This is a genomic window from Leptotrichia trevisanii DSM 22070 (genome assembly GCF_000482505.1).
Classification (GTDB): Bacteria; Fusobacteriota; Fusobacteriia; order Fusobacteriales; family Leptotrichiaceae; genus Leptotrichia; species Leptotrichia trevisanii.
In genome coordinates, this window is the sequence record NZ_KI519445.1 from 20,745 (window position 1) to 46,442 (window position 25,698).

Below are 25,698 nucleotides of genomic sequence, written 5' to 3' on the forward strand. Positions count from 1 at the left end.
CCTTTAATTTTTTTCTCATTTTAACTTTATTCTCTCAATTCCCACTAATTTCGCAACTTTCCTAATAAACTTGAGCGACAGATTCACATTATATTTTTCAGACAGTTTTACAACTTCCTTTTTCTCATTCGTTTTAAACGCTAAAAATACTTGATTATCACCTTTATTTTTTAAAACAATCTGCTTCAATTCCTGATTCTTTTCTTTCACTTCTTCGTCAATCAAGATGTATAATTTCAGATTCTTGTTTTCTTCCAGATTTTCAATATTGCAAATGTTGTTTAAAATAACTGTATTTCTATTTTGCTCGGAATTTACAATTCCTTCCAGCACCATAATCTGCCCTTCCGTGATTTTATAGCCAAAAGTTATGTATTCTCTTGGAAAACAGATTATTTCAATACTTTTTTGAAAATCTTCCATTTCAAATTTTACCATTGGCTCTTTTCCAGCCCGTGTTGCAAATTTTTTTACATTTTTTACTATTCCGATAATTCGTACTTTTTTTAACTCTTTTTGAGAAATTTCTGATATTTTATTATGGGAAATTATATTTATCAGATTTTTTTTCTCATTTAAAGGATGGCTTGAAACGTAGATTCCCAAATATTCCTTTTCATTTTGAAGTAACACTTTTTGAGGAAACTCATCGCTTTTTTCCATCTGGAAGTCAACTGATATATCCTTTTTCCCTCCAAATAAAATTAATTGTAAATCTTCTTCAGATTCGTATTTTTTCTGACTGTATTCTAGAACTTTATCAATAGACTTGTATTTTTCAAACCTGTTTCCATCAAGTCCATCCAATGCTCCCGATAAAATTAGCGATTCCAGCTGTTTTTTTGTAATTCCGTTTTGTTTCATCCGATATCCAAAATCTTTGTAGGAAACAAACTTTCCGTTTTTTCGTTCTTTTTTTATTTCATTAATTAAAGCTGCTCCCACGCCCTTTATCGCAAAAAGTCCAAATCTTATTCCAACCTTTCCAAAATTTTCGTTATCCGCCTGATTTTCTTCAATTTCAAAATCATAATCAGATAAATTCACATCTGGCAAAAATATATTAATCCCCTTTTCCTTGGCTTCATTTACAAAAACAACAAATCTGTCCAGATTATGCACTTCGGTTGTCATTATCGCAGCAAAAAATTCCAATGGATAATTTGCCTTAAAATACGCTGTCCAGTAAACAATCAGGGCGTAAGCTGCCGAATGTGACTTGTTAAATCCATATCCACCAAATTTTTCCACTAAATCATAAATTTCGTTTGCCTTTTTCGACAAAACTCCGTTTTTTTCAGCATTTGTTACAAATTTTTCACGATTTTTCTTCATTAGTTCAGGATTTTTCTTTCCAATCGCACGCCGTAGCTCATCAGCTTCTCCAAGTGAATAATTTGCCATTTCACTCACAATTTTCATAACCTGCTCCTGATACAAAATTATCCCGTAAGTTTCCTCAAGTATGTATTTTAGCGAGTTATCAATGTATTTTATCTCAGTCCTGTTATTTTTCACATTGATAAAATCATCCACCATTCCACTTCGCAAAGGCCCTGGACGATAAAGTGCCAAAAGAGCTATTATATCTTCAAATTTTTCAATTTTCATTTTTTTCATAAGGCTTCTAATTCCAGCCGACTCACATTGGAAAACTCCCATTGTATCTGCCTTTGTAAGTAGTTCATAAGTTTTCTCATCATTTAGAGCAATATCATTTAATACAATCTTTGTTTTTCTTCTTTTCTCAATATTTTCTACAGTTTTTCGCAAAATTGTAAGATTTTTCAAGCCAAGAAAATCCATTTTTAAAATTCCCAGCTCTTCCAGTTCCTTCATCTGATACTGCGTCGAAACAATCTTTGTTTTCCCATCAGAATAAGTCGGAATCTCATCACTTAGCACATCTTTGGAAATAACGACTCCAGCCGCATGAACAGAGGCGTGCCGTACTTTTCCTTCTAATTTTAGCGAATAATCAATCACTCTTTTTATTTCCCTGTCAGTTTCATACATTTTTCTAATTTCAGGGATATTGTTCAAAGCATCTGTCAGTTCCGTATTAAACGGTATCATTTTAGCAATTTTATCGACTTTTACAAGCGAAACATTTAACACACGCCCCACATCACGAATCGCAAGCCTAGCCTTTAGCGTTCCAAACGTAATAATATGTGCCACATACTCTGCCCCATATTTATTTACCACATAATTTATAACAATTTCCCGCTGTTCCTGATCAAAATCTATGTCAATATCAGGCATTGAAATACGTTCAGGATTCAAAAAACGTTCAAAAATCAAGTTATATTCAAGTGGATCAATTTCCGTAATATTCAAAGCATACGAAACAATGCTCCCAGCCGCAGAACCCCTTCCAGGCCCAACATAAACCCCATTTTCACGTGAGAATTTTATAAAATCCCATACAATGATAAAATATCCATTGTATCCCATTTTATCAATAATTTCTAGCTCATACTCTGCACGCTCCAAAACATTTTCCAAATTATTCTTTAATAATTCTTCCCGAATTTTAACTTCCTTCAATTTCTGCCCAGCAATTTCATCTTTTGCAATCTCTTTTTCTATTATTTCAAAATTTTTATCCAATTGCAATTTTTCAGAATCTGAAACAGATTTTTTTAAATATTTATGAAAAAGTCCCTCAAATACTAGATTTCGTAAAAATTCCTTTTCACTCACATTTTGTGGCAATGAATATTTTGGAAATTTAAAATGATGAAACTCAAAATCAACATTGCAGTTTTCCACAATTTTTTCCACATTATTAATTCCAGTTTCATAAAATTCACTATATTCCTTATTTTCAAAACTTTTTTCTATTTCATTTTCAGATTTTAGATATAAATCATCATACAAAATTTCACTATTTCCCGATTTTTCTGTATCAATTTTGCTTCCCTCTTTTATTGATTCCACAATTTTTTGCAAAACTGCATCTTCTCTATTCGGATAATAAACATCATTCGTAATAACAAAATTGTCAAATTTATTTTTACGCACAATGTCAAAAAGCATTTTTCTAGCCTTTTCCAGCCTTTCCACAGCAGGAACTTCAATAAAAAAATTATCCCCAAAATCCTTGCCAAGTTTCTCAATAACCCTTCTAACTTGAGTATTTTCCAAGTCCAGAATACCCTTTACAACTTCACTATTTATCCCGCCCGACAAAATATACAAATCATCTGAATATTTTTTCAATTCATCATACTTAATTTTATTCCGATTCCGTGTAAACCTGCTATATGAAATTGACGACAATTTTGATAAATTTTTATACCCATTCTGATTTTTAGCAAGTAAAGTAAGCGAAAACTCACCTACTTTCTCCAGCCCATCAAGAAACACCTCAAGTCCAATAATCGGCTTTATTCCAGCATTTTTACACTTCTTAAAAAACTCAATTGCCCCAAACATCGAAGTATCGGTAATTGCAAGTGCTTTTGCCCCAATTTCCTTAGCTCTTCCAACATATTCATCAATCTTCCCAACACCTTCAAGCAGTGAATACTCCGTATGCAATTTCAAATGTACAAATTTATTTCCCATAATTTCTACCTAATTTCTATTTTTATAAAAATACCTAAAGTTCTTTTATCACTTCATAAATACCATCTTCATCATTTGACAGAGTAATTTTATCTTTTGAAAATTCCTGTTTCAATTCTTCCGTAGCATTCCCCATAAGATACCCATATTTCACAAACTTCAACATTTCCAAATCATTCCACTGATCTCCAAACGCCATTGTTTCTTCTGGGGAAATATCATATTTTTTCAACAGTTCCTTTATTGCCAGCCCTTTATTTACTTCCTTATTCAAACATTCCAAATAATATGGTTTTGAAAATACAAAATTAATATGCGGTAATTTTTCTTCCAGTTCCTTTTTCAATTCTAATAAAATCGCATTTTCCGCAATAAATAACGCCTTTGTGGAAGTTTTTCCAATAAATTCGTCAAAATTTCTTACATAATACGGAATTTCCACACTTTCTGAATACTTTATACCTTCGTCTGTTTCATTTTCAATATATAACTTGTCATTCATATATAAATTCAGATGAATTCTCTTTTCTCTTGAGATTCTAATAAGCTCCTTAACATCCTGTACCTCAACAGGCTTCTCAAAAATAACTTCACTGTTCAAAGGATTTACAACTCTTCCTCCATTATAGTTAATTACTGGATTTTTTATCCCCAACATTTCCACAAAAGGCTTTGACGAAGAAAAGGTTCTCCCAGTTGCAATAAATATTTTCACTCCCTTTTCTTCCAGTTCTCTCAATTTTCTTATCAAATTTTCCGAAACCTTATGCTCACTTGTCAGCACTGTTCCATCCAAATCCATAAATATCGCTTTTATATTATTCATTTTAATTCCCTTCCTTATTAACAAATTTTAAAATAACTTACCAGACAAATTTATTACAAAAAAATCTATAAACCCAATTTCATATTCACTTTCAAAAATATCATCATTCTCAATATTCATCACTTTTTCCGTCTTATACTCAACCACATTATCATCCTGTAAATAAAATTTTTCTAAATTTTTTTCTAAATTATCTAAAAATTCCTCTTCTCCAAAATTATCAAGTGCTATAAAAAATTTTACATAAGTTTCGTATTTTTTTATTTCTCCATATTTTTTCAATATCTCTTCAAAAATTTTAGGATTTTTCAAGTTTTTCAAAAATTCTTTTTTCTTTTCTAAAACAAGAAATTCCTGTACTCCAAAAAGGACTTTTTTATTTTTGGTATTTATACCAATTTCTATATTTTCAGTCATTATATTCTCATATTTAGTAGATTTTCCTTCTGCTTTAAGCAAATTTTTTAATTTTAATAAACTAAAGAAATCATTTTGCAATTTTTCGTATTCATTCACAACAAAGTGATCTTTCTCATTTATTTTCAAAAATATTTCAGCAATTGGCAAAAATACCTCAAGGATATAGTTCAGTGTGTTTACTTCAATATTGTCAAATTGCATTTTGGGTTTAGTTATTTGCTCTTTTTCAAAGTTATTTTCCTCAATAATATTTTTACCATTCATACTGCTAAAATGATTATTTTCATGAGTATTTAAAATTTTTATATAATTCAAAATATATTTAGCAAAATAAGTCCATATTTCATTATTTGCCATTTTTTCAGATTCAAATAAATAGCTGGAATATCTATTAGAAAGTTTTTCTACTGCATTTCTAAAATAACTTACAACTTCATTTTCCAATTCTGCTTCTACTTGTATTTCATGTTTAAAATTAGAATTTATCAGCTCACCATCAATCTTTTCCAATTTTTTACATTTTTCAATTAATTCTTGCGTCTGAATTTCACAAATATTTTCCAAATCTTTATTTTCGTTTGTTTTTACTAAATTTATAAAGTTAATTACACTATACAAATATCCTACATTTTTCCCATGATTTTTACTCAAATAATATTTATGTTCTAAAAAAAACAAAAAAACATCATCTGGATTACCTTCATAATTTTTAATTATTTCATTTTCAGAAAGTATCATTTTTATTGGTAAAAATACATTCATATACCAATTTTTAGCTGTTTCCTTCAAATCCAAATTTTCATTTTTTCTCTTGTCTAAAAGATTTTTATAACTTTCGATTTCTTCCTTCAAATATTTATATTTTATGGGCTCTGAAAGAAAAATATCAGAAAGTCCTGTTTCCTTCTCAAAAATCATGTTCTCCCTGTAAATAACCTTATCCTTCGTATCCTTTGTTGGCAAAAACTCCTCCACTTGTGCTTCAATTGTTGCAAAATTTAGAAATTTCGCCACTGAAACTCTATGATTTCCATCATAAACATAGTAATTATCCTTTATTTTGTAAAGAATAACCGTCGGAAGCATACTATCTGACGTATATCCAATGTAAATATTTATCCATCTCTGTTTTACCACATTATTTTTAGGAACAAAATTTTTATCAAAATCTGCATATTTTTCAACACTTCCTACTATTTTATCAAGCGGAACTTCCTTTATCCCTAAATTCACACTATTATAGGCATTTTCTTCCTTTTGAATTTCCGAAAACGACTTTAAATTCTCCTTTTTCTTAAAATTAAAACCAAATATTCCTCTCGAAGACTTCAGAAATTTTTTATAAGCCTCTTCCGCCTCCATCACATTCATCAAAGTCCTATTTTCCATTTTTCCTCCAAATATCCACTTTTTCTAAAATAAAATATTTCAATAACTGTACAACTTTTTTAACATTTCTTTATTTTTCAATAGTAAATATCCTATATCCAAACGTATTTGACACCATTGTATCTCCAACCATTGTATCCTGATAATTCATAAAATTGGACAAATGTATATGCCCATGAATCCACAATTTCGGCTTAAAATGCTTTATAACCTTATGAAAAACCCTAAAACCATTATGAACACCATCATCTCTGTCGTGAATCCCTTCAGGCGAAGCATGACTCAAAACAATGTCAACACCTTTACGAAGAAAAAAAATATTTTTTAAAATTTTCATTTTCATCTGACTTTCACTATACTGATGTTCCTGAAACGAATAAACCTTGCTCCCATCAAGTCCCAATATCCGCAGTCCCTTATATTTTATAAATTTACCATTAATTACCTTTGCAAATTCTATCGGACAATCCCTATTATACGTATGATTTCCATTAACGCAAATCAAATCTTTATTTAATACCGAAACAAGATAATCCAGATAATTGTTGGAAACATCACCAGCAGACATTATAAAGTCTATATCCTTAAATCTCTGCTTCAATAAATCCTCTTCCATATCGGCCAAAATCTCAATATCACTCACACACAGAAACTTATATTTTTTCTTTTTGCTTTTCTTCATTTATTTTATTCTCCAATTTTAAATATATCATTATTTTTTTATTTAAAAATTTATCCTTATAATTTCAGATAAGTTATTTTTATTTAATTCTATGAAATAACTTCAATTAAATTTTCGACAAAATAATCTATATCTTCAATAGTGGTATCTTTTCCAATGCTAATTCTAAATGAACCTTTCAATTCCTCATCAGTAAGCCCCATAGCCTTCAAAACGTGTGAATTTTCAAGCGAGCCTGACATGCATGCTGAACCGCCGCTTATGCAGATTCCTCTTAAATCTAGTGCTACCAGTAGCATTTGAATATCCACTCCTTCTATGTAGACATTTGTTGTTGTTGTTATTCTATCCGCTTTTTCTCCATTTATTTTTATTTTTTTTCCAAGTTTTACAATTTCAGTTTTCAGTTTATTTTCTAAATAAGTTTGTAATTTTTCTTTTTTTTCTGACATTTCTTCCAAATTTTCATAAACTTCCTCAAGTGCCACACCAAGCCCCAAAACTCCGTGGACATTCTCTGTTCCAGCTCGTCTGTTTCTTTCCTGCGAGCCACCCCAGATTTCCTTTTCAACCGAATATTTTTTATCAATAAATACAAATCCTGCTCCCTTAGGCCCGTAAAATTTATGAGCTGTTGCTGTCAAAGCATTTATTTTCAAATCTTTTGGCAAAATTTCCAATTTCCCTATCGCCTGTACTGCATCCGTATGAAAAAATATATTTCTCTCTGCCAAAATTTCCCCAATTTCCTTAATTGGCTGAATAACTCCAGTTTCATTATTCACAAACATTATCGAAACAAGTGCCGTATCTTCCCTCAATTCCTGTTTTAACTCCTCAATATCTACAACTCCATTTTCATCAACGCCAATGTACGAAACTTCATATCCTTCATTTTCAAGCTGCTCAAAAGTCTTTAAAACCGTAGAATGCTCTATTTTAGACGTTATAATATGTTTCCCTTTATCCTTGTTCGCCTTTAAAAACCCTCTTATCACAAGATTATTCCCTTCAGCCCCACCAGATGTAAACACAATTTCAGTCGTTTCCACCTTCAAATTCTGTGCAGCAATATGTCTTGCCCTTTCCACAGCTGATTTTGCCCGTTGTCCCAATGAATGCACAGAAGACGGATTTCCATAATTTTCACTAAACGATTTTGTCATCTCTTCTATCACTTTGTCGGACATTTTTGTAGTTGCGGCATTATCTAAATATACTATTTTCATTTTTAACTTTCTTCTCCTTTTTTTCATTTCATTATTTTATAATTTATAAAATTCTGTTATTTTAATTCTAAAATACATTTTACTTTTCTAATCATCTGCTTATCTTACCAAAAAATATATTTTTTTCTAAAAATCGGAAATTTCCTATCTACATACTCATTAACATAACATTGAGCTTCAGCATAACTTCCCATTATATTTAAAAAATCCAAAGAATCCTTAAAAATTACTATTTTTTCATCTTCCACTTTAAGTGCGATAATATAAGGAAATATTCTATTAAAATAATTAAGTTTTTCTTCTTCTGTTTCAAATTTATCTATTTTATTTTTTTCAGCAGTTTCAAAATACATTTTTAAACCTTCAATATACTCCATTTTTCGCTGTCCTGAAACTGTATATTTTCCTATTGCCTTTTCATATATCAAAAACATTATCCCTAAAATTAACAAAATTATTCCAGAAAAAATATCCGCATACAATATCACGCCAATAAACCCGCCCACAGTAGTTGTTACATACAAAAATTTCAATAATCCTCTCTGCATGCTATATACATATGCTAGCCATCCAAATATAAAAATTGTAAGAATCATCGAACTTGCAATATCTTTCTGCATTAATTTTGACAATGTAAAAGCCACACAAATTGCTATTCCCAAAATAAATGGAATAAAATATGAGTAATTATTTTTATAAATCATCTTTTTATATTTCTTTTCCAGAAAATGAACAATTCGATTTTTATACCCAATCACTCCCAGTTTATTCCCAAACAAATCATTTTCCGAAAGAACATCCAGCAAATTATTTTCTTCCTCAAACAAGGTTTCTTTTCTCAATCTCAAATTATCCCTATTTTTCTTATTCAAAGTATATTTCCTATTTCCAGTACCAGCTTCATCAACTTCAGAAATGTATCCCTTTAGTATTAACGACAATATTCCAATTTTCAATATTTCCTTTGAATCCCTCTCACCATTAATATAAGCCACAAACATTGCAGAAATGTAATCTGGCTCCACAAATTCAGGAACAACTGCCTTTCTTTTCGGATCTCTTCCAAAAAAATACCATGTCAAAACAGAGTACACTACAACAAGCACAACCACAATAATTTCAATTATAACTATATAAGATTTATTCATTAATCAGCTCCTTTAATACATTTTTATATTTTAACCTTCTCAAGCTCCAAACTTGTCTAATCTTAATAAGTCAAGCTTTAAAAAAATCAAATACATTTTTAAACAATTTATTAGGAAATATTGAAACTGTATATTCATCGACAAAATATTTTGCCTCTTTGTAATTTCCCATCATATTTAAAAAATTTAAAGAATCCATAAATAATTTAAAACTTTCATCTTCTATTTCAAGTGCAACAGCATAAGGAAGCAAATAATTAAAATAATTCAATTTTTCCTCTTGCGTTTCAAATTTATCTATCCTGTATCTTTCTGTTGTATTAAAATACATTTTCATCCCTTCGATATATTCCATTTTTCTTCTTCCTGCAGTCGTGTACTTTCCTATCGCTTTTTCATAAACCAAAAATATTATCCCTAAAGTAAATAAACTTATGCCCGAATAAATATCAACATACATTATAACCCCAATAATTCCACCTATAACAACTGTAATATATAAAAATTTCAAAACTCCCCTTGACATATCATACACAAGTTTTAACCATATAATTCCTGCTATTGTGGTACGAACTGAATTTTCAACACTTCCCTTTGTTAATTTCAATAATATAAGAAATAATAAAATCACAGTTCCTAAAATAAATGGAATAAAACAAAAATAATTATTTTTATATATCGTTTTCTTATATTTTTTCTCTAAAAAATATACAATACGGTTTTTATATTTTAAAATTAACTGTTTGTTGGAAAATAAGTCCCCCTCAGACAAAATATCCAGTAATTCATTTTCTTCTTCAAATAAATTTGTCTTTCTTAATTCTAAATTTTTTTTATTTTTACTATTCAAAATAAATTTTTTAATTTTTCCTTTTTTATCTTTAATAACGGAAATATAATTTTTGGATAATAATGACAGTATTCCAATCTTTAATATTCTTATTGAATCTCTTTCTCCATTAATATATGCCATGAACATTGCAGAAATATTATGTGGCACATTAAATTCAGGAACAACGGCTTTTCTCTTCGGATCCCTTCCAAAAAAATACCAAGTTAAGACAGAATACACTGTAACAACTACAACTATGATAATTTCCAAAATTTTTATAACAAAATCCACATTTCCCACATCTAAACTCCTAAAACTAAAAATTCACTCTTTCATACTTCATTTTCAATTTCTTCCGGTAAAATCCAAGCCCAATGTGGATTATTTCTTTAACTCCACGATTTTTCAGCTCTACATCATATTCCTTCTCTCTAATCTGCTCAAATCCTTCCATCGCATAATTTTCCATTTCCTCTTCATTTCCTGCCACTTTAAATTCAAAAATATATGCTGGATTTTCCTTATTTTTAGGCTCAAGTACCAAATCAGCCCTTCCATACCCACTTTCCCTTTCAGAAAGCCTAATATAGTCATTTCCCAGAACTATGAAAATCCCTATTAAAAATACTTTGTAATATTTCTCATCCTTATCTGTATCAAAATAACTTAGCGAGGATAATATCTCATCTTGAAGCCCTTTTGCAAATTCTTCTATTTTCCCCTTTTTCAAGTCTTTTATAATATTTGTAAATTTTTGAGTTTTTCTAATAAATCTGGCAATAAACCTGTTCTCAAAAAACTCCAGTATTTCGTTATTCGGTATCCTTATAGGATACTCATTATCTACTTTTTCCCCACCAATCGTCAAATAGCCCGCATACAGAAATAATTGCCATATATCATCTGTATCAAAAGTAAATTCAGAATAATCATTTATTTCCTTATAAATTTTTTCCTTATTAAATAATTTCCCCAAATCATCAAATATTTCCTTATTCCCTTTATCAAGCATTTCATCTATCAATTTATTCCCTGAAACTCCTATCCAGTAAGGACGTAATTGCCCAGCTGACAAAAAATTAATAATCGACCAAGGATTATAGATTTCACTATCTCCAAACTGATAACCGTCATACCATTTCTTAACTTCCTCCAGCTCATATTCAAGCTCATAATATTTCACAGCTCTTATGACTTCATTTTCTGTAAGTCCAAAAAACTCAGAATATTTTTCACTAAATATTGTATTTACTTTCAGATTGTTAAGCCCTGAAAAAATTCCCTCTTTTGCAATCCGTAAAATTCCTGTCATAATCCCAAATTGCAAATACTCATTATCCTTCAAGGCTTCTCCGTAAAATCTTTTGAAAAACGAAATTGCCTTTTTATAGTACCCTGCTTGATATGACTGAATTATTGGAGTATCGTATTCATCAATTAAAACGACAACTTTCTTTTTTCCATAATAATCATACAGATATTTTGTTAAATTTTTTAAAGAATTTTTCCAGTCTGCCCCATCACGTTTGAACCAGATATTATCAAATTCATACAACTTTCTTTCATCCAACTTTTCTCTTATAAAGCTGAATTCATCATACATATTACTTATCAAGTTTCTTATTTCAAAATAACAGTCTTCCCACTCATCTTCCTCAATATTCTTGAAACTTACGAATATTACCGGATATTTCCCCTGTTCACTTGCATATTCACTTTCTGAGATATTAAGATTGTCAAATAATTTTTTGTTTTCTTCCCTGTTTTCAAAATCAAAAAAATATCTTATCATTGACATATTAAGTGTTTTTCCAAATCTTCTTGGACGAGTGAATAGATTTACATTTGCTCCATCTTTTAAAATATTACTAATCAATCCTGTTTTATCAACATAATAGTAATTTTCTTCTATTATTCTTTTAAAATCAGACATTCCTATCGGTAATCGCTTTTTTCTCATTTTTTCACCCCATTTTTTATTTTATGTATACAATAAATTTTCTATTTTCCTCGAAATTTTTTCTTTCAGTTCTTCTTTTTCAAAATAATCCAGTATTACTGAACCTCCTAAAATATTTAAATACATAACAATATCTGTAAAATTTTCTCTTTTTATTTTTACTCCATTTTTCTCAAATTCTAAAATTGTTTCTAAAAATACTGATGTAATTTTCTGGCTGTTACTAAAATTGCTGGCAAATAGGCCTGATATTCTTCCAGAAAAATCAGTTTTAAATACATCCAGTAATTCAAAAGGATTATCTCTTTCTTCATCATAAACTAGTTTTCCCGTCCACCATAATTTTGCCAACAAATGCTTGATTAACGAGCCTTTTTTACCATTTGAAAAAAAATATAATTTTTTTATTTTTTGTGTATCTAATTTCTTCTTATCTAATGCTGAACGATATTTCATATAATCCCAGAAATCTGAATGTGCCATTCCAGCCCATAGTCTTTCGTTTGCAGCTTCAACATTCGTCAAGTCCTTCAAGGAAGTATACATAATTTTCACATTTTCAATATCACTTTCACTCGGCTTTTCATAAGACATATTTAATTTAAATTCAGGAATTTCCTTTTTAAACTCTAAAAATGGATTATTATTTTGAAAAAACTCAAAAATCCATTCATTCGAGTTTGATTTGTAACTCTCTAAATTATTTTCAATATTTTCTCTAAGTTCCTCCAGCGTATTTTCATGTAAAAACTTTAATTTCATTCATCTTCCCCCTCTTCCTGCACAACTCCAATCTGTTTCATAGCTTCAAGGCTTCTCCCAATCGGATAATTTATTATTTTCTGTGCCAAGCTATAGGACTGGTAACTTTCAATATTTTCCCAGTTTAACTCAATCTCAAGATTTTCTAATACTTTTTTTATTGTCCTAAACCAGACATAATCATCATAATTATCATAATCATCTGTCTTTAAGTTTTCCAGAACATAAACTAATGCTGGAAATATAAGGGATGAATGCAAAATTTCTTGATTAGGTTTACTTTGAGATAACATTGCTATATTCTCGTATTCTTCTTTTGGAAGTATTATTTTTATTTTATTTCCCATTATATCAAATTTTACTTCCTTTTCTTCTTTTTCAGCAGTATTTCTCACTAAACAAAAAATTGAAGATGGCTCTCCCAAATTATCATTTTCCTTTTCAATATGTATTTTAAACTGCCTTGCAATTGCTAGAATACTGGATTTTTCAATAAAAAAGGAAATATCACTATAATCTTCATTAAAATTTATATTTATATAATTTTCAATATTCTTTTTAGCTACAATAAAAGTCGAAACCGTTATTTTACTGTCAATTTTTTCTTCTGAAATAAAAATTTTTTTCTTTCCATCACCCGACTTCACAATTTCCCTGTATAAAGTCGCCAAGCATTCTATTCTGAACACAAATTCCGCATATCCGTCATTTATCAATCCTAGTAATCCCAAATCATCTGTAACTGCTTCCAGACTAACTCCAATTTTTCCAATCCCCTTTTCCACTTCCACTTTTGCCATAAAAATCGAATTTAAATAATCGTCATTAAAATAAGTTAGTACAGGATACGGATACAACTTATGTTCGATATTCATAAACATCCACCTCCATTGAACATTCATCAGAATAATTTAAAATAAATGTAAGCGAAAATTTCTGATTTATTTTTAAATCTTCAATATAAATTTTATCCTGCTTTATTCTAAGCGGCTTTTCAAAATCATCATTTTCATACGCATCCCTAATTTTTGCCTTCACACTTGCCTGCTCTCCAGAAAGGCTAATTTTTACACTACCCTTTTCAATATCTTTTTTCGGCAATATCACAAGTTTATATTTTCTCATTTTTTTATTTATTAAAATAACTCTATTTTCCACATTTGATACAATATCTATTTTTTTTATATCAATAATTCCATCTTCATCCTCCATTATGGAAAATTCCTTTTGTAAATTTCTTTTACTTATTTCTCCATTTTTATCAAATAACATTTTTTCATTTTCCATTTCAATATTGGCAAAACTTCCCTTTTCATCAGTAATATTTCTATTTGTTTCTTCTATATCTTTATTAACATTTTTTCTATTTGGAACACTTTCTATTTCTTCTACAGCCAAATTTTTCGTTTTATTACTAATCTTTTCCGTTCTTTCCCTTTCACGTTTCCTATCTACAAAAATCGTATTATCTGGCAAATATTCCCCTATTCCATCCATATCCATACGATCTTCCATTTTATTTTTCCCAAGTTCCATTATTTTATCACGAATCATTTTTTTCAATTCCCTCAGCACATTCTTTGCATTCTTATCCGAATGTCTGTCAGGCTCCCAGTTATCATGCTGTGGCGTTTCCATCTCACGAAAATATTTATTTATATCTTCTCCTACAAGCGTAAAAATTGCCGAAAAATGTAAAAATGATTTAAAATTTTTCAAATCAAATATTTTCATCCCATTGCTTCTTGCCATAAGCACCTGCCTATTAAAATCCCCATACAAAATCCTCAATTCATAATCCCCTAAATCCTGAAACGAATCCTGTGAAACAAAATAATTACCCAAATCCATATCATCTATTTCATCATTTATAATTTTTATTTTTTCATTTTCACTATTTGTAAAATTTTCACCATTCTGATTATCCTGATCCAAATTCTCATTATTTTCAGCACTTACCTCATTTGAGTCAGTCGCTTTTAGAACTCTGTAATAGTCCCATATCGACTGATATTTCTTCTTTTTATTAATTCCATAATCAATTATATTTTTTAAAAGTGTTTTTTGTGAAAGCACGTTCTGATTAATTTTTACAATAAGATTCCGTTTATAAATTGATATTAAAAAATTATCTAAAATCGCAACCACAAGCTCCTCTTCCCAATTTTTATTTTCCAAAAATCCAATTATATACAAATCCGTTCCAGTTTGCCCTTTTCTTCTAAAATTTTCATCAAGGACAATTTCTTCAAAAATAGGGGTATTTTTATCAGTATCTCCATAATATCCTATCCCTTGAGTAAATTTATCATTCTCATCATTATCAATCAAAAAAGAAATCAGCCTTGCCACTCCTTGTGTCGCCAACACTCCTTCCGTATCATAAGTTGTATAAAAAATTGTCCTTAATTCCGAACAGGCAAATGGAGCTGATTTTCCAATTCCATAGCTTCCACCCGACATTCCAGTCTTGTTTGAAATTCCCGATGATTTGATAAGACTTAGCCATGGTGTTATCTTCGTACTCGTACTTTTTGAGCCAAGCAATCCTGTTGTATTAAAATCACTTATTCTCAAAACTGTTATTTTCTCTTTTTCTATTTTTTCACACGCATTTTCAAAAAATTTTCTTGCCTTTTCATCTGAGCTGGAAAAAAGGCATCTTTTCAGTGCATTTCTCAATTTCTCATAACCAGGAATTTTTTTTGTTTCAATTTCAAGTTTAAAAAATTCTACTCCCACAGGTATATTTTTTATCCGCTGTGCATCCAATGAATTCTGACATATCTCCTTGGCAAGCGAAGCAAATAGTTTCCCCCGAAAAGTTTCAATTCCGGCCTCACTGATTCCATGCCACTCTGAATAATTATTTTCTGGAAAATTCCAATTTATAGCCATAATTTCCAACCCTCCTAAACAGCCTAATATTTACCATAATTATATCATTAAAAAAATTTTCTTTCAATAAAAACAAAAATTTCCCTTGACATTAAGGGAAAAATTCGATATAATAATTTTGTTAAATTTTTTGCCGCTTTAGCTCATCTGGTAGAGCAACTGACTTGTAATCAGTAGGTGGTTGGTTCGAGTCCGACAAGCGGCACCACTTTATAAAAATCACTCATATTATAATTTAGAACTATTTTATTTCGGTAAAATAGTTTTTTTATTTGTAAAAATATTACTAATCAAGTAAAATATATTTTTTAGTATTTTACGCATAATCTTAAACTTGATTTCAATTTTGAAGTGGTTTTACCATATTAAATATTTATAATTTATATCAAACACAATTCTTAAACTGATAATCATTTATAATCTAGCAACACTTTTTTAATAATAATCATCAAAGTCATCATAATGATTTCTTGGTGGTGCTGGTATTGATATTGCCGGTTCATCTTCTTGTATGTATATAGGTTCGTCATCTTCATCCCATGCGGGTTCCCAGTATGATTTAGCTGAAAACGACACTGTACTTAAGCAAAATAACGATACCAAAATAATAATCTTTTTCATCTCGATACCTCTTTCTTTTTGCAAAAATTATATTCATACAGTAAAACCACTTCAAAATTAAACTCAAATATTAACTATCCCCTTTAAAACTCAAATTTTATTTACTTTCCTGATTTTCAAATTCTACATTATTCAAAAGAATCTCAACTCTTCGATTATTGTATCTGCCATCAACTCTATCGTCTGTATCTACAGGCGTATTTGCTCCTTCGCCTTTTATTTTTCCAAAGGAAAATCTTTTATCCAATCCAAATTCCCTCATTAATCTTGCAAAATTTTTTGCCCTTGTTTCTGATAATTTTAAATTATGTTTTTGTGAACCTGTAGAATCTGTATGTCCTATAACATCAATTGTTCCAGATTTACCATATTTATTTAAATCATTGACAATTTCCCTAATAGTTGATGCTTCAGACTCATTCAGTACATTTCCATCTATGTTAAAACCTCTTATAACACATTTTTTTTCTTCTAACGAACAAGGTCCCCCTAAATATGCCATTGCATTTATTCCAACTGCCATCACTAAAAATAAAACTAATTTCTTCAATTATTATCACTCCTTAATATTTTTTTCACTAAAATTATACCACATTTTTTTCAAAAAAAAAGAAAAATCTGACAAAATCAAATCTTTCTTTTCTATTTTAAATATTATTTCTTAGTTTTCTTAACCAATAATTTATTGTGTTCCTTTATCACTTCATTGAAGTTTGCAAGTACATTTTCTGGTGTTCCTTCCTCTGTCTGTGCAAAGAAGCTGTCACTTACCGATGAATGTGAGGCTTTTTCCTTTTTCTCTATTCTTTGGATGAATACATTTACAGATTGCTTAAATTTATTTGCTTTTTGGATAAATTCACTGTGATCTCCAGGATTATATCCTTCCTTCCCAAGTTGTTTTGTATTTTTTATGGATTTTTCAAATTTATTAAAAAGTTTATCCATTCTTTCCTGAATTTTTCTGAATTTTTTAGGATTCCCCTTTACCGTAAAGTCGCTTGCGTCTAACCCTTGTTTATGAATTTCCTTTATAATTTTGTCGCCTTCTTCAATAAATACAAATTGATTGTATGTAATAAATTGTTTTCTTTTATCATAATCTTTTATCATTAATTTTTTTATTTCATTAGATTTTTTTTCAAATACTTCCTTGTAACTTTTTGTCACCTGATTATATTTATCTAATGAAGCAAGCAGTTCTGAATGTAAAGTTTGAGCTTTTGCATAATTATCCTGTAAATATTGCTTATTTTTATAATAAGTTCTCATTTCTTCTGCAACTGGCAGCATTTTTTCAAGTATTGGAATCATAGCTATCGCCTTTTTATCCAGTTCATCTTTCTTCTCTTTACTTGTTGACAATTCCTTTAATTTATCAATAAAGTTTTTATCTATCGCAATATCCGCTTCAATATCCTCAGTCTGAATATTTTTAAACTTTTTATCCATTCCTGCATCTTCAAAATAATACAAAAGTCCTTTATCAACATTTAATATTCTGTTATAAAATCGTATATGTTTATTATATTTATCTTTGTTTTTCTCTAATACAATCTGTTCCTTGGAAACACCACTTAACGATTTTTTTTCTACCTTTCCTGTCTGCCATGATAAAAAAACGATAACCAGCATTATTATTACTATTGCTCCTATTTTTTTCATATAACTTTTTCAATCCTCCTCTATTTTAACAACATCTAATTTATTTTAAAAATTCTAATTAACCAAGTTTTAACTTCTTTGAGTTTAATTTCAAATTTATTTCACTACCTATACAATTATAATAATTTTTACAGATAATGTCAAATAAAAATAATATATTTATAAAAAAATTTATTTTACATATTTTAAATAATGTTATATAATGTACTTGAATCCTCGAAAATTAACTTAACAAAAGTTAAACAACTATAGAGGTTGAGCAAAATAGTCATAACTTTAAAATGTTATTACTACAATTTAAACATTTCAAAATTATAGAAAGAAGGGATAAAAATGAAAAAATTATTAGTTATTATTTCAATGTTTATGGTATTTTTAGTTGGATACGGAAAAGTAAAACCTCTTGATGTGAATATGGAAGCTGGAACAAAAATTCCTAATTTTGAGCTAAGAGACTTTAATGGAAAATATACAAAAAGTAGAAAAATATTCAATAATGGTAAACCTACACTATTAGTGTTTGCTGCTGAGTGGTGTCCACACTGCCATACTGAATTACCGGAAGTACAAAAATTTTATGAAGAAAATAAGGATAATGTAAATGTAGTAGTTGTATTTACAAGCAGAAGAACAAATTTAACAGCAACAAAACAATTTGTCGCAGAAAATAAATTTACTTTCCCTGTTTACTACGACGCTAATCAATCATTAATGAACGGCTTTAAAGTTAAAAATGTTCCAACTAATTTGATAATACAAAATTCAGTTATAGAAAATGTTTTTGTGCAAATAATGGATTATGATAATTTAAAACAGGCGTTTTATCTTAATTAAATTTTTTTATTGAATTTGTCTGAATAATCAAAAAAATGAAAAATAATAACTTTTTGAATTGAATTTTAAAATAATTTATTATAAATTTACTAAAAAATATAAAACATGATCTAACGACTAAATATAAAAATTAGTTTAAAGATCATGTTTTTTAGAAATAACACAAAACTTTTTATATATATTTGAATCTCTCCAACATTGAGTTCATCATGGTAAATAACCTGTCTGATTGCATTTTATCACCTTCATTACCTGAATAGAATTCTATCGTATCCAGTTCCATTGGCTCTGGCCCGTCTTCTCCTTCTACTAATACATGGTTTAAACTATTGTGTAAATAATAATTTATTTTTTTACCTTTATATTCTATAGTAATTCTTTTATCCGATATTCCATCAGGCAATACTCCTTCAAAGCAGTAAAGTTCATCTTTTACAGGACTTATAGTGAAAAGCGTACGAATAATTTTAAATGTTATTTTATTATCTTTGGCATCTTGAAATTTCACTTCTTCCACTTTTACTTTCATTCCATTTTGATGGACTTTAGATTTAAGCAAGGTTCCCAAAGATGTGTCTCCTTTATAATGAATCTTTTGCCCTTCACAAGTTTTACCAGTAGTTTCATAAAACAACATAAGATGAGTACCTATCCCTGTAGAATGCGATTTATCCAATCTTTTATAAGTTTAGCCAATCCAATAAGAGGAATTATGATTAAAAAATAAGAAGAATACTAAAAATTTCTTAAAAAAACTATTTTTCATAAAAACCACGTCCTTATATGCTTTCTTAATAAGTCTAATTCTTTTTTGTTATTTTAAGTATATTACTGTATAATTCTTAATTTTTAATCGACTGTAAATGACAGTATCATTAACAATGAGACAATTATAACACAGGAACAAAATGGTTTTATCACATGAACACATCAGCAGTATCGAAGCTTATAGAAAAATATGAACTTATCTTAAAAATATTAAGAAATATTAGCCCGTATAATTTTTATCTAATTATAGAAATTAATATAATTTTGTACCACATTCTGGGCAGAACTTGCTACCATTTGTTTTTGTACCACATTCTGGACAAAACTTCGGTGCAGTGCTATTTCCTGTAGATTGAGCATTTTCTGAAGGTTGTTGATTATTTTGTGTTTGATTTGACTGGTTGTTCATCTGGTTCATCTGATTTGCCATTTGTTGTCCCATCATCATTCCCATTTGCATACCTGCCATATTCCCGGCCATATTTCCTGCACCTTCTCCATTTTCCATTGAATCAGCCATAGCCATTTGAGTATATTTGTTTACATCCCCAACCATACTTTGTCCTGCCGCTTTTTCCTGCATTCTCTTAATTTCTTCTGGATAACTGAAGCTGGAAATAGAAAAACTAGGAATAGAAAGTCCTATTTTTCGCATCTCAAAGTCCATATCTTCCTTTATTCCATTTCCTATTTCAAATGAATTCATTTGAAGATTGAACATATCCTTTCCTTCTCTTGCTATCCACTTCATAAGAAGCTGATCCAGCATTGAAATTACCCTTTCCTTTACATCATCAATACTAAACTGCTGCTTAATTCCAGCAATTTTATCAATCAGCACATTATAGTTATCAATTTTACAAGCCATCGTTCCAAAAGCTCTTATCGGTATTCCACCTGGAAGTCCTGGTGCTGGAATATTAATGGCATTTTTTGTCCCCCATTTTACAGTAACTTCCTTTGTATTGATAAAAAGTACTTCCGCTCTCATTCCAGAGTTAAACCCAAACTTAAATCCTTTTAATGTTGACAGAAAAGGTACTATTTGAGAGGCAATATCATAACTTCCCTCGTCTTCAAACACACCTTCCACTTTTCCATTAAAAAGAAAAATTGCATCTTGTCCGAGCCTTATAATTAATTTTGAACCTTTTTTTATTTCCTTATTTGACCATTTCCAAAAAAGCATCTCATCGTTGTATTGCTCCCATTCTATTACGTTCGCAAGTTGATTGCCAAATAATCCCATTTTTTACTGCTCCTTTCAATTTATAATCCCATTTCCTTTTTCAATCTTTCTATTTCAGCATCAACTGCTGATGAACTTTCTGACTCTCCACTATCATATTTTTTCATAAGATCATCCACTTCATCTTTTTTAGGTGAATTAAGTTCCATTGATGCATTTGCTTCATCCAGCATTCTATCAACTTTTTCTTCAATAGAATTAAATGAATCCATTTTTCCACTTATTCCAGTAGAAGAAGTCATTGTATTGATTTTTTGTGCAGATTTCGCCATTTTTATTTTTGCTTTTATTTCGTTTCTTTTTGCATTAAGTTTTTGTATATCTGATGTAAGTTTATCGTGCATTTCTCGCATTTTCAAAGAATTTTCAACCGCAATCATTTTTTCTTTTTCCAAAGATTCCAATTTTATCTTAATAGATTCCTTCTTTTCCAAAAACATTCTTGCATCAGCTTCATTTCCAGCCTGCAAAGCCTTTTTCGCATAGTTTTCCATTTTATTGATTTCATCTTCACATTCTGTAACTTTTCTTTTTGCTGCACTTTCCTGTGCCATTATAGCAACTGTTTCAGCCTTTACACTTCCCAGATCCCTTTCCATATCCCGTAAATACTGATCTATCATTTTTTCAGGATCCTCCATTTTGTCTAATAACGCATTAATATTAGATGCCATTATTGCTTTAAATCTTCCTAAAATACTAGCCATTTTCAATTCCTCCTAATTATTTTATTAAATTTTATTTATATAAATAATAAATTATTGCCGCAGCTACAATTATTGCCACTATAACTGCAAATGCTATCTTAACTGCAGATTTCGGATATTCTCCCACTATTATTCCGCTTTCTCCGTTTACAATAACTTGATAGGATTTTCCGTTAAAAGAATAAGACATTGAGTATACAGGCAGTAATAAAAGTCTATAGTATTCATTGCTCCAATAAACATTAAATCTTATATTTCTTACCCTATCATATCTCCTTAACACATCCGAACTAATAGTATTATAAATTCTATTTTCCATTATTAGCTTAGATTCTTCATATCCTTGCCTCATAGGTATCTTAAAAATTTCAGAATTATATCCCGACAAATATCCAGATGAAAAATCTATCGTATCTTCCACATTAAATCCACCCAGACTTTTTATAAGGCCGTCCTTTAATGTTCTGGAGGCTCGCATTATTACATTCTGAAATTCATTTTGAACATTTCCTCTTACAAAATACCAGTCTGTAACTATTCTTGTTTTTATTTTTCCATCTTCTTCATAAGTTTCTGTTCTGTCAATACCTCCTTCAGCAGTATAATCACTATCTGCATCAGTGTCAAAAGCCCAGTAAGGAAGATACATCCCAGTCACTTTTCCACTTTGATACAAAGTCTTTAAAACATTTGGAGCAAACCATCTTCTTTTTATCCATTCTGAAAAAAGCTGCCCAACCTCTTTTTTATCAACAAGAAAAGGCTTCATTCCATCTGGTTCCAGTACAGATACTGCCTTTTCACTTAACACAATATTTGAACCACAATAAGGACACGTTTGGGAAGTTTCAAAAGCATCCATTTCAATTGTAGCCCCGCAGGAATTACACTCTACAATTGTCTTTCCTTCTATTATCTTATTTTTCAATCTTTTTTCATAATTATCTATACCGTGTCTTTTATTAGTAAAAATCTTTGGTAATTCTTCTTCTGTTCCACAATTTTCACACTTTAAATTCCCAGACTTTGGATCAAATCTCATCATCCCACCACAATTTTCACATCTAAAATCATCACTTTTCATAGTAACCACTTCCTTATTTAAACAGCACCATTTTTTATTTAAATTTTTCCTAAACAATATTAAAAAATTATTTTTTCATTACTTTATATTATACCATAAAAAAATGTAAAAAGTCGAAATAAATCAAAAATTGTATTGTATTTAGCTATTTTGTATGGTACACTTCTATTGAAAGGTAAACAATATAATTTATGTTAATTAAAAATTCATTATATATCTAAAATTAGACTTATTAAATGTTTATTTTAAGGAGGAGTTTATCATGAAAAAATTTAAATTTTTAGCTATATTTTTATTTTCTGCAGTTATTGGGTTAGCAGGTATATCTAAATCATCTGCGAGTTCTTCTGATGTAATTAAGAGCCCTGATTCAAAAAATGCAATGTATGTACCTAATGGTAATGGATTTACTAAATACATGTCAACTTCAGGATTGTCACAAGATATACTTAATGATATCAAATCTATACTAAATAACATAAAAGGTCAAACAATATATGTAAGAGATTACTCAATGTATCAAAGATTAAAAAGCTTAGGAGCAAGTGATATAACTAATTCATCTGATGAAATAGTCAAAACTGCAAAAGCTAAGTACGGTTATAACATATACATGGTTAGATTTTAGTTATAAGTTATAAGTTGTAATTATTATTTTAGTATTTTAACATAACATTTAATAGTTTATAATTTTAGTAATTTAATTCTACTTAACCAATAACTTTAATTAAATTAAATTGTTTCATTAATTTAGATCTGTAAATTTTATGAAACAATTTTTTATTTTTTATCAGAATTAATACTTTAATAAATAAACATCGAATCTCCAAAACTATAAAATCTATATTTTTCTTCAATAGCTTTCTTATAAGCCTCAAAAACAAACTCCTTACCACCAAACGATGAAATTAACATAATTAAAGTAGATTTTGGCAAATGAAAATTTGTAATTATTGCATCAACAATTTTAAAATTATAATCTCCATAAATAAAGATATTTGTATCCCCTTCAGAGGCTATTAATTTACCATTTTCATCAACAGAAGATTCCAATGTTCTCACTGATGTCGTTCCTACCGCAATTACTCGATTTCCTTTTTCTTTTGCTTCATTAATAATTTTAGCTGTTTCTTCAGGGATTCGATATTTTTCGCTGTGCATTTTATGATCCAGCACATTTTCTACCTGCACTGGACGAAATGTCCCAAGTCCCACATCCAGAAATACTTCTGCAATAATAACTCCCTTTTCACGAATTTTTTCCAGAAGTTCATTTGTAAAATGAAGTCCCGCAGTCGGTGCGGCTACAGATTCCCCCTCTTTAGCGTAAACAGTCTGGTATCGGTTTTTATCCTCCAATTTTTCCATAATATATGGAGGAAGAGGCATTTCTCCCAATTTATCCAAAATTTCCTCAAATCTACCTTCAAAACTGAATTTTATAATTCTGTTCCCATCTTCCTTGATTTCCAAAAGTTCTGCCTCCAAAACCTCTTCCAGAAATATAAGTTTCTGTCCAATTTTCAATTTTTTTGCAGGCTTTAACAAAACTTCCCATGTATACATATCGTATCTTTTTAAAAGGAAACATTCTAATACAACCCCATTTTCCTTATGCCCAAACAGTCTTGCAGGAATAACTTTTGTACGATTAATTACAAGAATATCATCTTTTTTTAAATAATCTATAATATTATAAAATTTTTTATGTTCCAGTGTTTTTTCTTTTTTATTTAATACTAACAATTTTGAATGATCTCTCGGATTTACAGCATGCTGTGCTATCAGCTCCTCAGGTAGTTCAAAATCAAAATCTGAAATTTTCATTTAATTTATTTCTCCTATTTTTATATTCTCTTTTTTTATTTTTCTTCATTTTAAAGGAAACAGGGAATTATTAAATTCCCTGCCACATTTATTATTTTATTAATATGCCCTTCCAATTTCAAAAGTTTTATAGGTGTCTACCCTGTTATACCAACCTTGTAGCCATCTTCTCTCGTTTCTTGGAGCATTTCTTACACGTCTTGCCAACACATCCTTGGCAGAGTTGCTAAATTCCACTAATGCACTTTGTCCTACTGCCGTTCCTTTCATATTTTCAAGCACTTGTCTTAATCCCCAAGCTATATTGTTATATGAAGAAACACCCTTTAATCCTTCACCTTTAAAGTTTACATAATCAATCAACGCATAAAGTCCATTAGGAGTATTTACCATTCTGTCAAACTGATTTCTTAAGTTTTCCTTATTTGAAGACGCTTCAAGCATTTTATCAAGTGAACCTTTTAATCTTTCATAAATGAACATTACCTGAACATCTCTTGTATTATCAAAAAATGCGATTAATTCCTGAATATCCTTATCACCATTAGCTTTTTTAGCCATTAATTCTGACTTGCTGCTCCAAGGTGAATATCTAAATTCAGAAAGTAATTTTGGTAACTGAATTCCTTGCTGTCTATAATAAGCAACCATATCAGGTAAGCTATCTCCAAACCCTCTTCTTCCACCACTTGCTTTAAACCAGGTAAAATGTCCTATTCCAAGCGACGGGAAGTTTTCTCCATCATTCCAGTCAACCAAATTATTTCTAACTCCACCTGTTTCATTTTGGAAAATTCTTTCAGCTACAGCCAGCAGCTGCTCTTTTGATAATCTCATATCAGGAGTTCCCTGCTGTGTTTTTCTGTTCGCTGTATAGGTGTTTATGTTCGGACGCTCATAACTTCCGCTATCACGCATATTTTTTAAACTTGTATTTACATTTAAGTCAATGCTTTTATTGTTATATTGATCCTTAATCAATTTTTCCAATTGAGAATTACTGACATTTGTTCTTGTTGAAGCTACTATTTTTGGTTCAGGCTTTGGTGTATTTATAGATTCAATATTTTCTGATGCCGATACTACCTCCCTAATGCTTTCACTTCCAAATGATATTATTGAATATGTTAATCCTAATAATAATGCTCCTGTCTTTTTAAAGATTCTCCTATCACTAATCATTAACTCATCTCCATTCTTTTTCAATTAAATAATTTTGATTAT

General features: G+C 29.5%; 22 protein-coding genes and 1 tRNA gene. 3 read left to right on the forward strand and 20 right to left on the reverse strand.

The window, feature by feature from the left end; genetic code table 11:
* Positions 1-15: 15 nt before the first annotated feature.
* The 11 genes from dnaE to K324_RS0112115 form a co-directional block, all read right to left on the reverse strand.
* A complete protein-coding gene (gene dnaE, locus K324_RS0112065) occupies positions 16-3,573 on the reverse strand; it encodes a DNA polymerase III subunit alpha (protein WP_026749353.1) in 3,558 nt (1,185 codons plus the stop codon).
* 34 nt (positions 3,574-3,607) lie between these two features.
* Positions 3,608-4,399, reverse strand: coding sequence for a Cof-type HAD-IIB family hydrolase (locus tag K324_RS0112070; RefSeq protein WP_026749354.1), 792 nt, complete (start codon positions 4,397-4,399; stop codon positions 3,608-3,610).
* Positions 4,400-4,426: 27 nt separating this feature from the next.
* On the reverse strand, positions 4,427-6,208 hold the full coding sequence (locus K324_RS0112075) for a DUF4032 domain-containing protein (protein ID WP_026749355.1): 1,782 nt from the start codon (positions 6,206-6,208) through the stop codon (positions 4,427-4,429).
* A 70-nt stretch (positions 6,209-6,278) separates the two neighbouring features.
* Positions 6,279-6,890 carry a metallophosphoesterase family protein gene (locus K324_RS0112080; protein ID WP_026749356.1) on the reverse strand — a complete coding sequence of 204 codons (612 nt, stop codon included), beginning with the start codon at positions 6,888-6,890 and terminating at the stop codon, positions 6,279-6,281.
* A gap of 89 nt (positions 6,891-6,979) precedes the next feature.
* Positions 6,980-8,119, reverse strand: coding sequence for a cysteine desulfurase family protein (locus K324_RS0112085; protein ID WP_026749357.1), 1,140 nt, complete (start codon positions 8,117-8,119; stop codon positions 6,980-6,982).
* Between the two features lie 104 nt (positions 8,120-8,223).
* Positions 8,224-9,267 carry a DUF2207 family protein gene (locus K324_RS0112090; RefSeq protein ID WP_026749358.1) on the reverse strand — a complete coding sequence of 348 codons (1,044 nt, stop codon included), beginning with the start codon at positions 9,265-9,267 and terminating at the stop codon, positions 8,224-8,226.
* Between the two features lie 70 nt (positions 9,268-9,337).
* Complete coding sequence (locus tag K324_RS0112095; protein WP_026749359.1) at positions 9,338-10,399, reverse strand: DUF2207 family protein; 1,062 nt, start codon at positions 10,397-10,399, stop codon at positions 9,338-9,340.
* 16 nt (positions 10,400-10,415) lie between these two features.
* Positions 10,416-12,059 (reverse strand): AAA family ATPase, encoded by a 1,644-nt coding sequence (locus K324_RS0112100; RefSeq protein WP_026749360.1) that lies wholly within the window; start codon positions 12,057-12,059, stop codon positions 10,416-10,418.
* A 21-nt stretch (positions 12,060-12,080) separates the two neighbouring features.
* The gene (locus tag K324_RS0112105) at positions 12,081-12,821 is read right to left on the reverse strand and encodes a DUF6339 family protein (protein WP_026749361.1); all 741 of its coding nucleotides are present in this window, start codon (positions 12,819-12,821) and stop codon (positions 12,081-12,083) included.
* A complete protein-coding gene (locus tag K324_RS0112110) occupies positions 12,818-13,696 on the reverse strand; it encodes a hypothetical protein (RefSeq protein WP_026749362.1) in 879 nt (292 codons plus the stop codon). The genes K324_RS0112105 and K324_RS0112110 overlap by 4 nt, the downstream gene beginning before the upstream one ends.
* Positions 13,680-15,719, reverse strand: coding sequence for a hypothetical protein (locus K324_RS0112115; RefSeq protein WP_026749363.1), 2,040 nt, complete (start codon positions 15,717-15,719; stop codon positions 13,680-13,682). The genes K324_RS0112110 and K324_RS0112115 overlap by 17 nt, the downstream gene beginning before the upstream one ends.
* A gap of 132 nt (positions 15,720-15,851) precedes the next feature.
* On the opposite strand from K324_RS0112115, the gene K324_RS0112120 reads away from it, so the two are divergent.
* A tRNA-Thr gene (locus K324_RS0112120) sits at positions 15,852-15,927 on the forward strand.
* 227 nt (positions 15,928-16,154) lie between these two features.
* On the opposite strand, the gene K324_RS0112125 is transcribed toward K324_RS0112120, so the two are convergent.
* From K324_RS0112125 to K324_RS0112135, 3 genes are all read right to left on the reverse strand, one after another.
* Positions 16,155-16,322, reverse strand: a complete 168-nt coding sequence (locus K324_RS0112125; protein ID WP_156907001.1) for a hypothetical protein — start codon at positions 16,320-16,322, stop codon at positions 16,155-16,157.
* A gap of 115 nt (positions 16,323-16,437) precedes the next feature.
* Positions 16,438-16,890, reverse strand: a complete 453-nt coding sequence (locus tag K324_RS0112130; protein ID WP_026749365.1) for an OmpA family protein — start codon at positions 16,888-16,890, stop codon at positions 16,438-16,440.
* Positions 16,891-16,994: 104 nt separating this feature from the next.
* Positions 16,995-18,005, reverse strand: coding sequence for a YiiG family protein (locus K324_RS0112135; protein ID WP_026749366.1), 1,011 nt, complete (start codon positions 18,003-18,005; stop codon positions 16,995-16,997).
* Between the two features lie 333 nt (positions 18,006-18,338).
* Here K324_RS0112135 and K324_RS0112140 point away from each other — a divergent pair, with 333 nt between their 5' ends.
* The gene (locus K324_RS0112140) at positions 18,339-18,839 is read left to right on the forward strand and encodes a TlpA family protein disulfide reductase (RefSeq protein WP_026749367.1); all 501 of its coding nucleotides are present in this window, start codon (positions 18,339-18,341) and stop codon (positions 18,837-18,839) included.
* A 172-nt stretch (positions 18,840-19,011) separates the two neighbouring features.
* Here K324_RS0112140 and K324_RS0112145 read toward each other — a convergent pair whose 3' ends face one another.
* The 4 genes from K324_RS0112145 to K324_RS0112160 form a co-directional block, all read right to left on the reverse strand.
* The gene (locus K324_RS0112145) at positions 19,012-19,476 is read right to left on the reverse strand and encodes a hypothetical protein (protein WP_026749368.1); all 465 of its coding nucleotides are present in this window, start codon (positions 19,474-19,476) and stop codon (positions 19,012-19,014) included.
* Positions 19,477-19,860: 384 nt separating this feature from the next.
* Positions 19,861-20,856, reverse strand: a complete 996-nt coding sequence (locus K324_RS0112150; protein WP_026749369.1) for an SPFH domain-containing protein — start codon at positions 20,854-20,856, stop codon at positions 19,861-19,863.
* 20 nt (positions 20,857-20,876) lie between these two features.
* Positions 20,877-21,563: a PspA/IM30 family protein gene (locus tag K324_RS0112155; RefSeq protein WP_026749370.1), complete on the reverse strand. Its 687-nt coding sequence runs from the start codon at positions 21,561-21,563 to the stop codon at positions 20,877-20,879.
* A gap of 31 nt (positions 21,564-21,594) precedes the next feature.
* Positions 21,595-22,647, reverse strand: coding sequence for a TFIIB-type zinc ribbon-containing protein (locus K324_RS0112160; RefSeq protein ID WP_026749371.1), 1,053 nt, complete (start codon positions 22,645-22,647; stop codon positions 21,595-21,597).
* Positions 22,648-22,909: 262 nt separating this feature from the next.
* On the opposite strand from K324_RS0112160, the gene K324_RS0112165 reads away from it, so the two are divergent.
* Positions 22,910-23,275 (forward strand): hypothetical protein, encoded by a 366-nt coding sequence (locus tag K324_RS0112165; RefSeq protein ID WP_026749372.1) that lies wholly within the window; start codon positions 22,910-22,912, stop codon positions 23,273-23,275.
* A gap of 176 nt (positions 23,276-23,451) precedes the next feature.
* Here the strand turns inward: K324_RS0112165 and queA are convergent, their stop codons facing one another.
* Complete coding sequence (gene queA, locus K324_RS0112170; protein WP_026749373.1) at positions 23,452-24,474, reverse strand: tRNA preQ1(34) S-adenosylmethionine ribosyltransferase-isomerase QueA; 1,023 nt, start codon at positions 24,472-24,474, stop codon at positions 23,452-23,454.
* A 99-nt stretch (positions 24,475-24,573) separates the two neighbouring features.
* Positions 24,574-25,656: a hypothetical protein gene (locus K324_RS0112175; RefSeq protein WP_026749374.1), complete on the reverse strand. Its 1,083-nt coding sequence runs from the start codon at positions 25,654-25,656 to the stop codon at positions 24,574-24,576.
* Between the last annotated feature and the right edge of the window lie 42 nt (positions 25,657-25,698).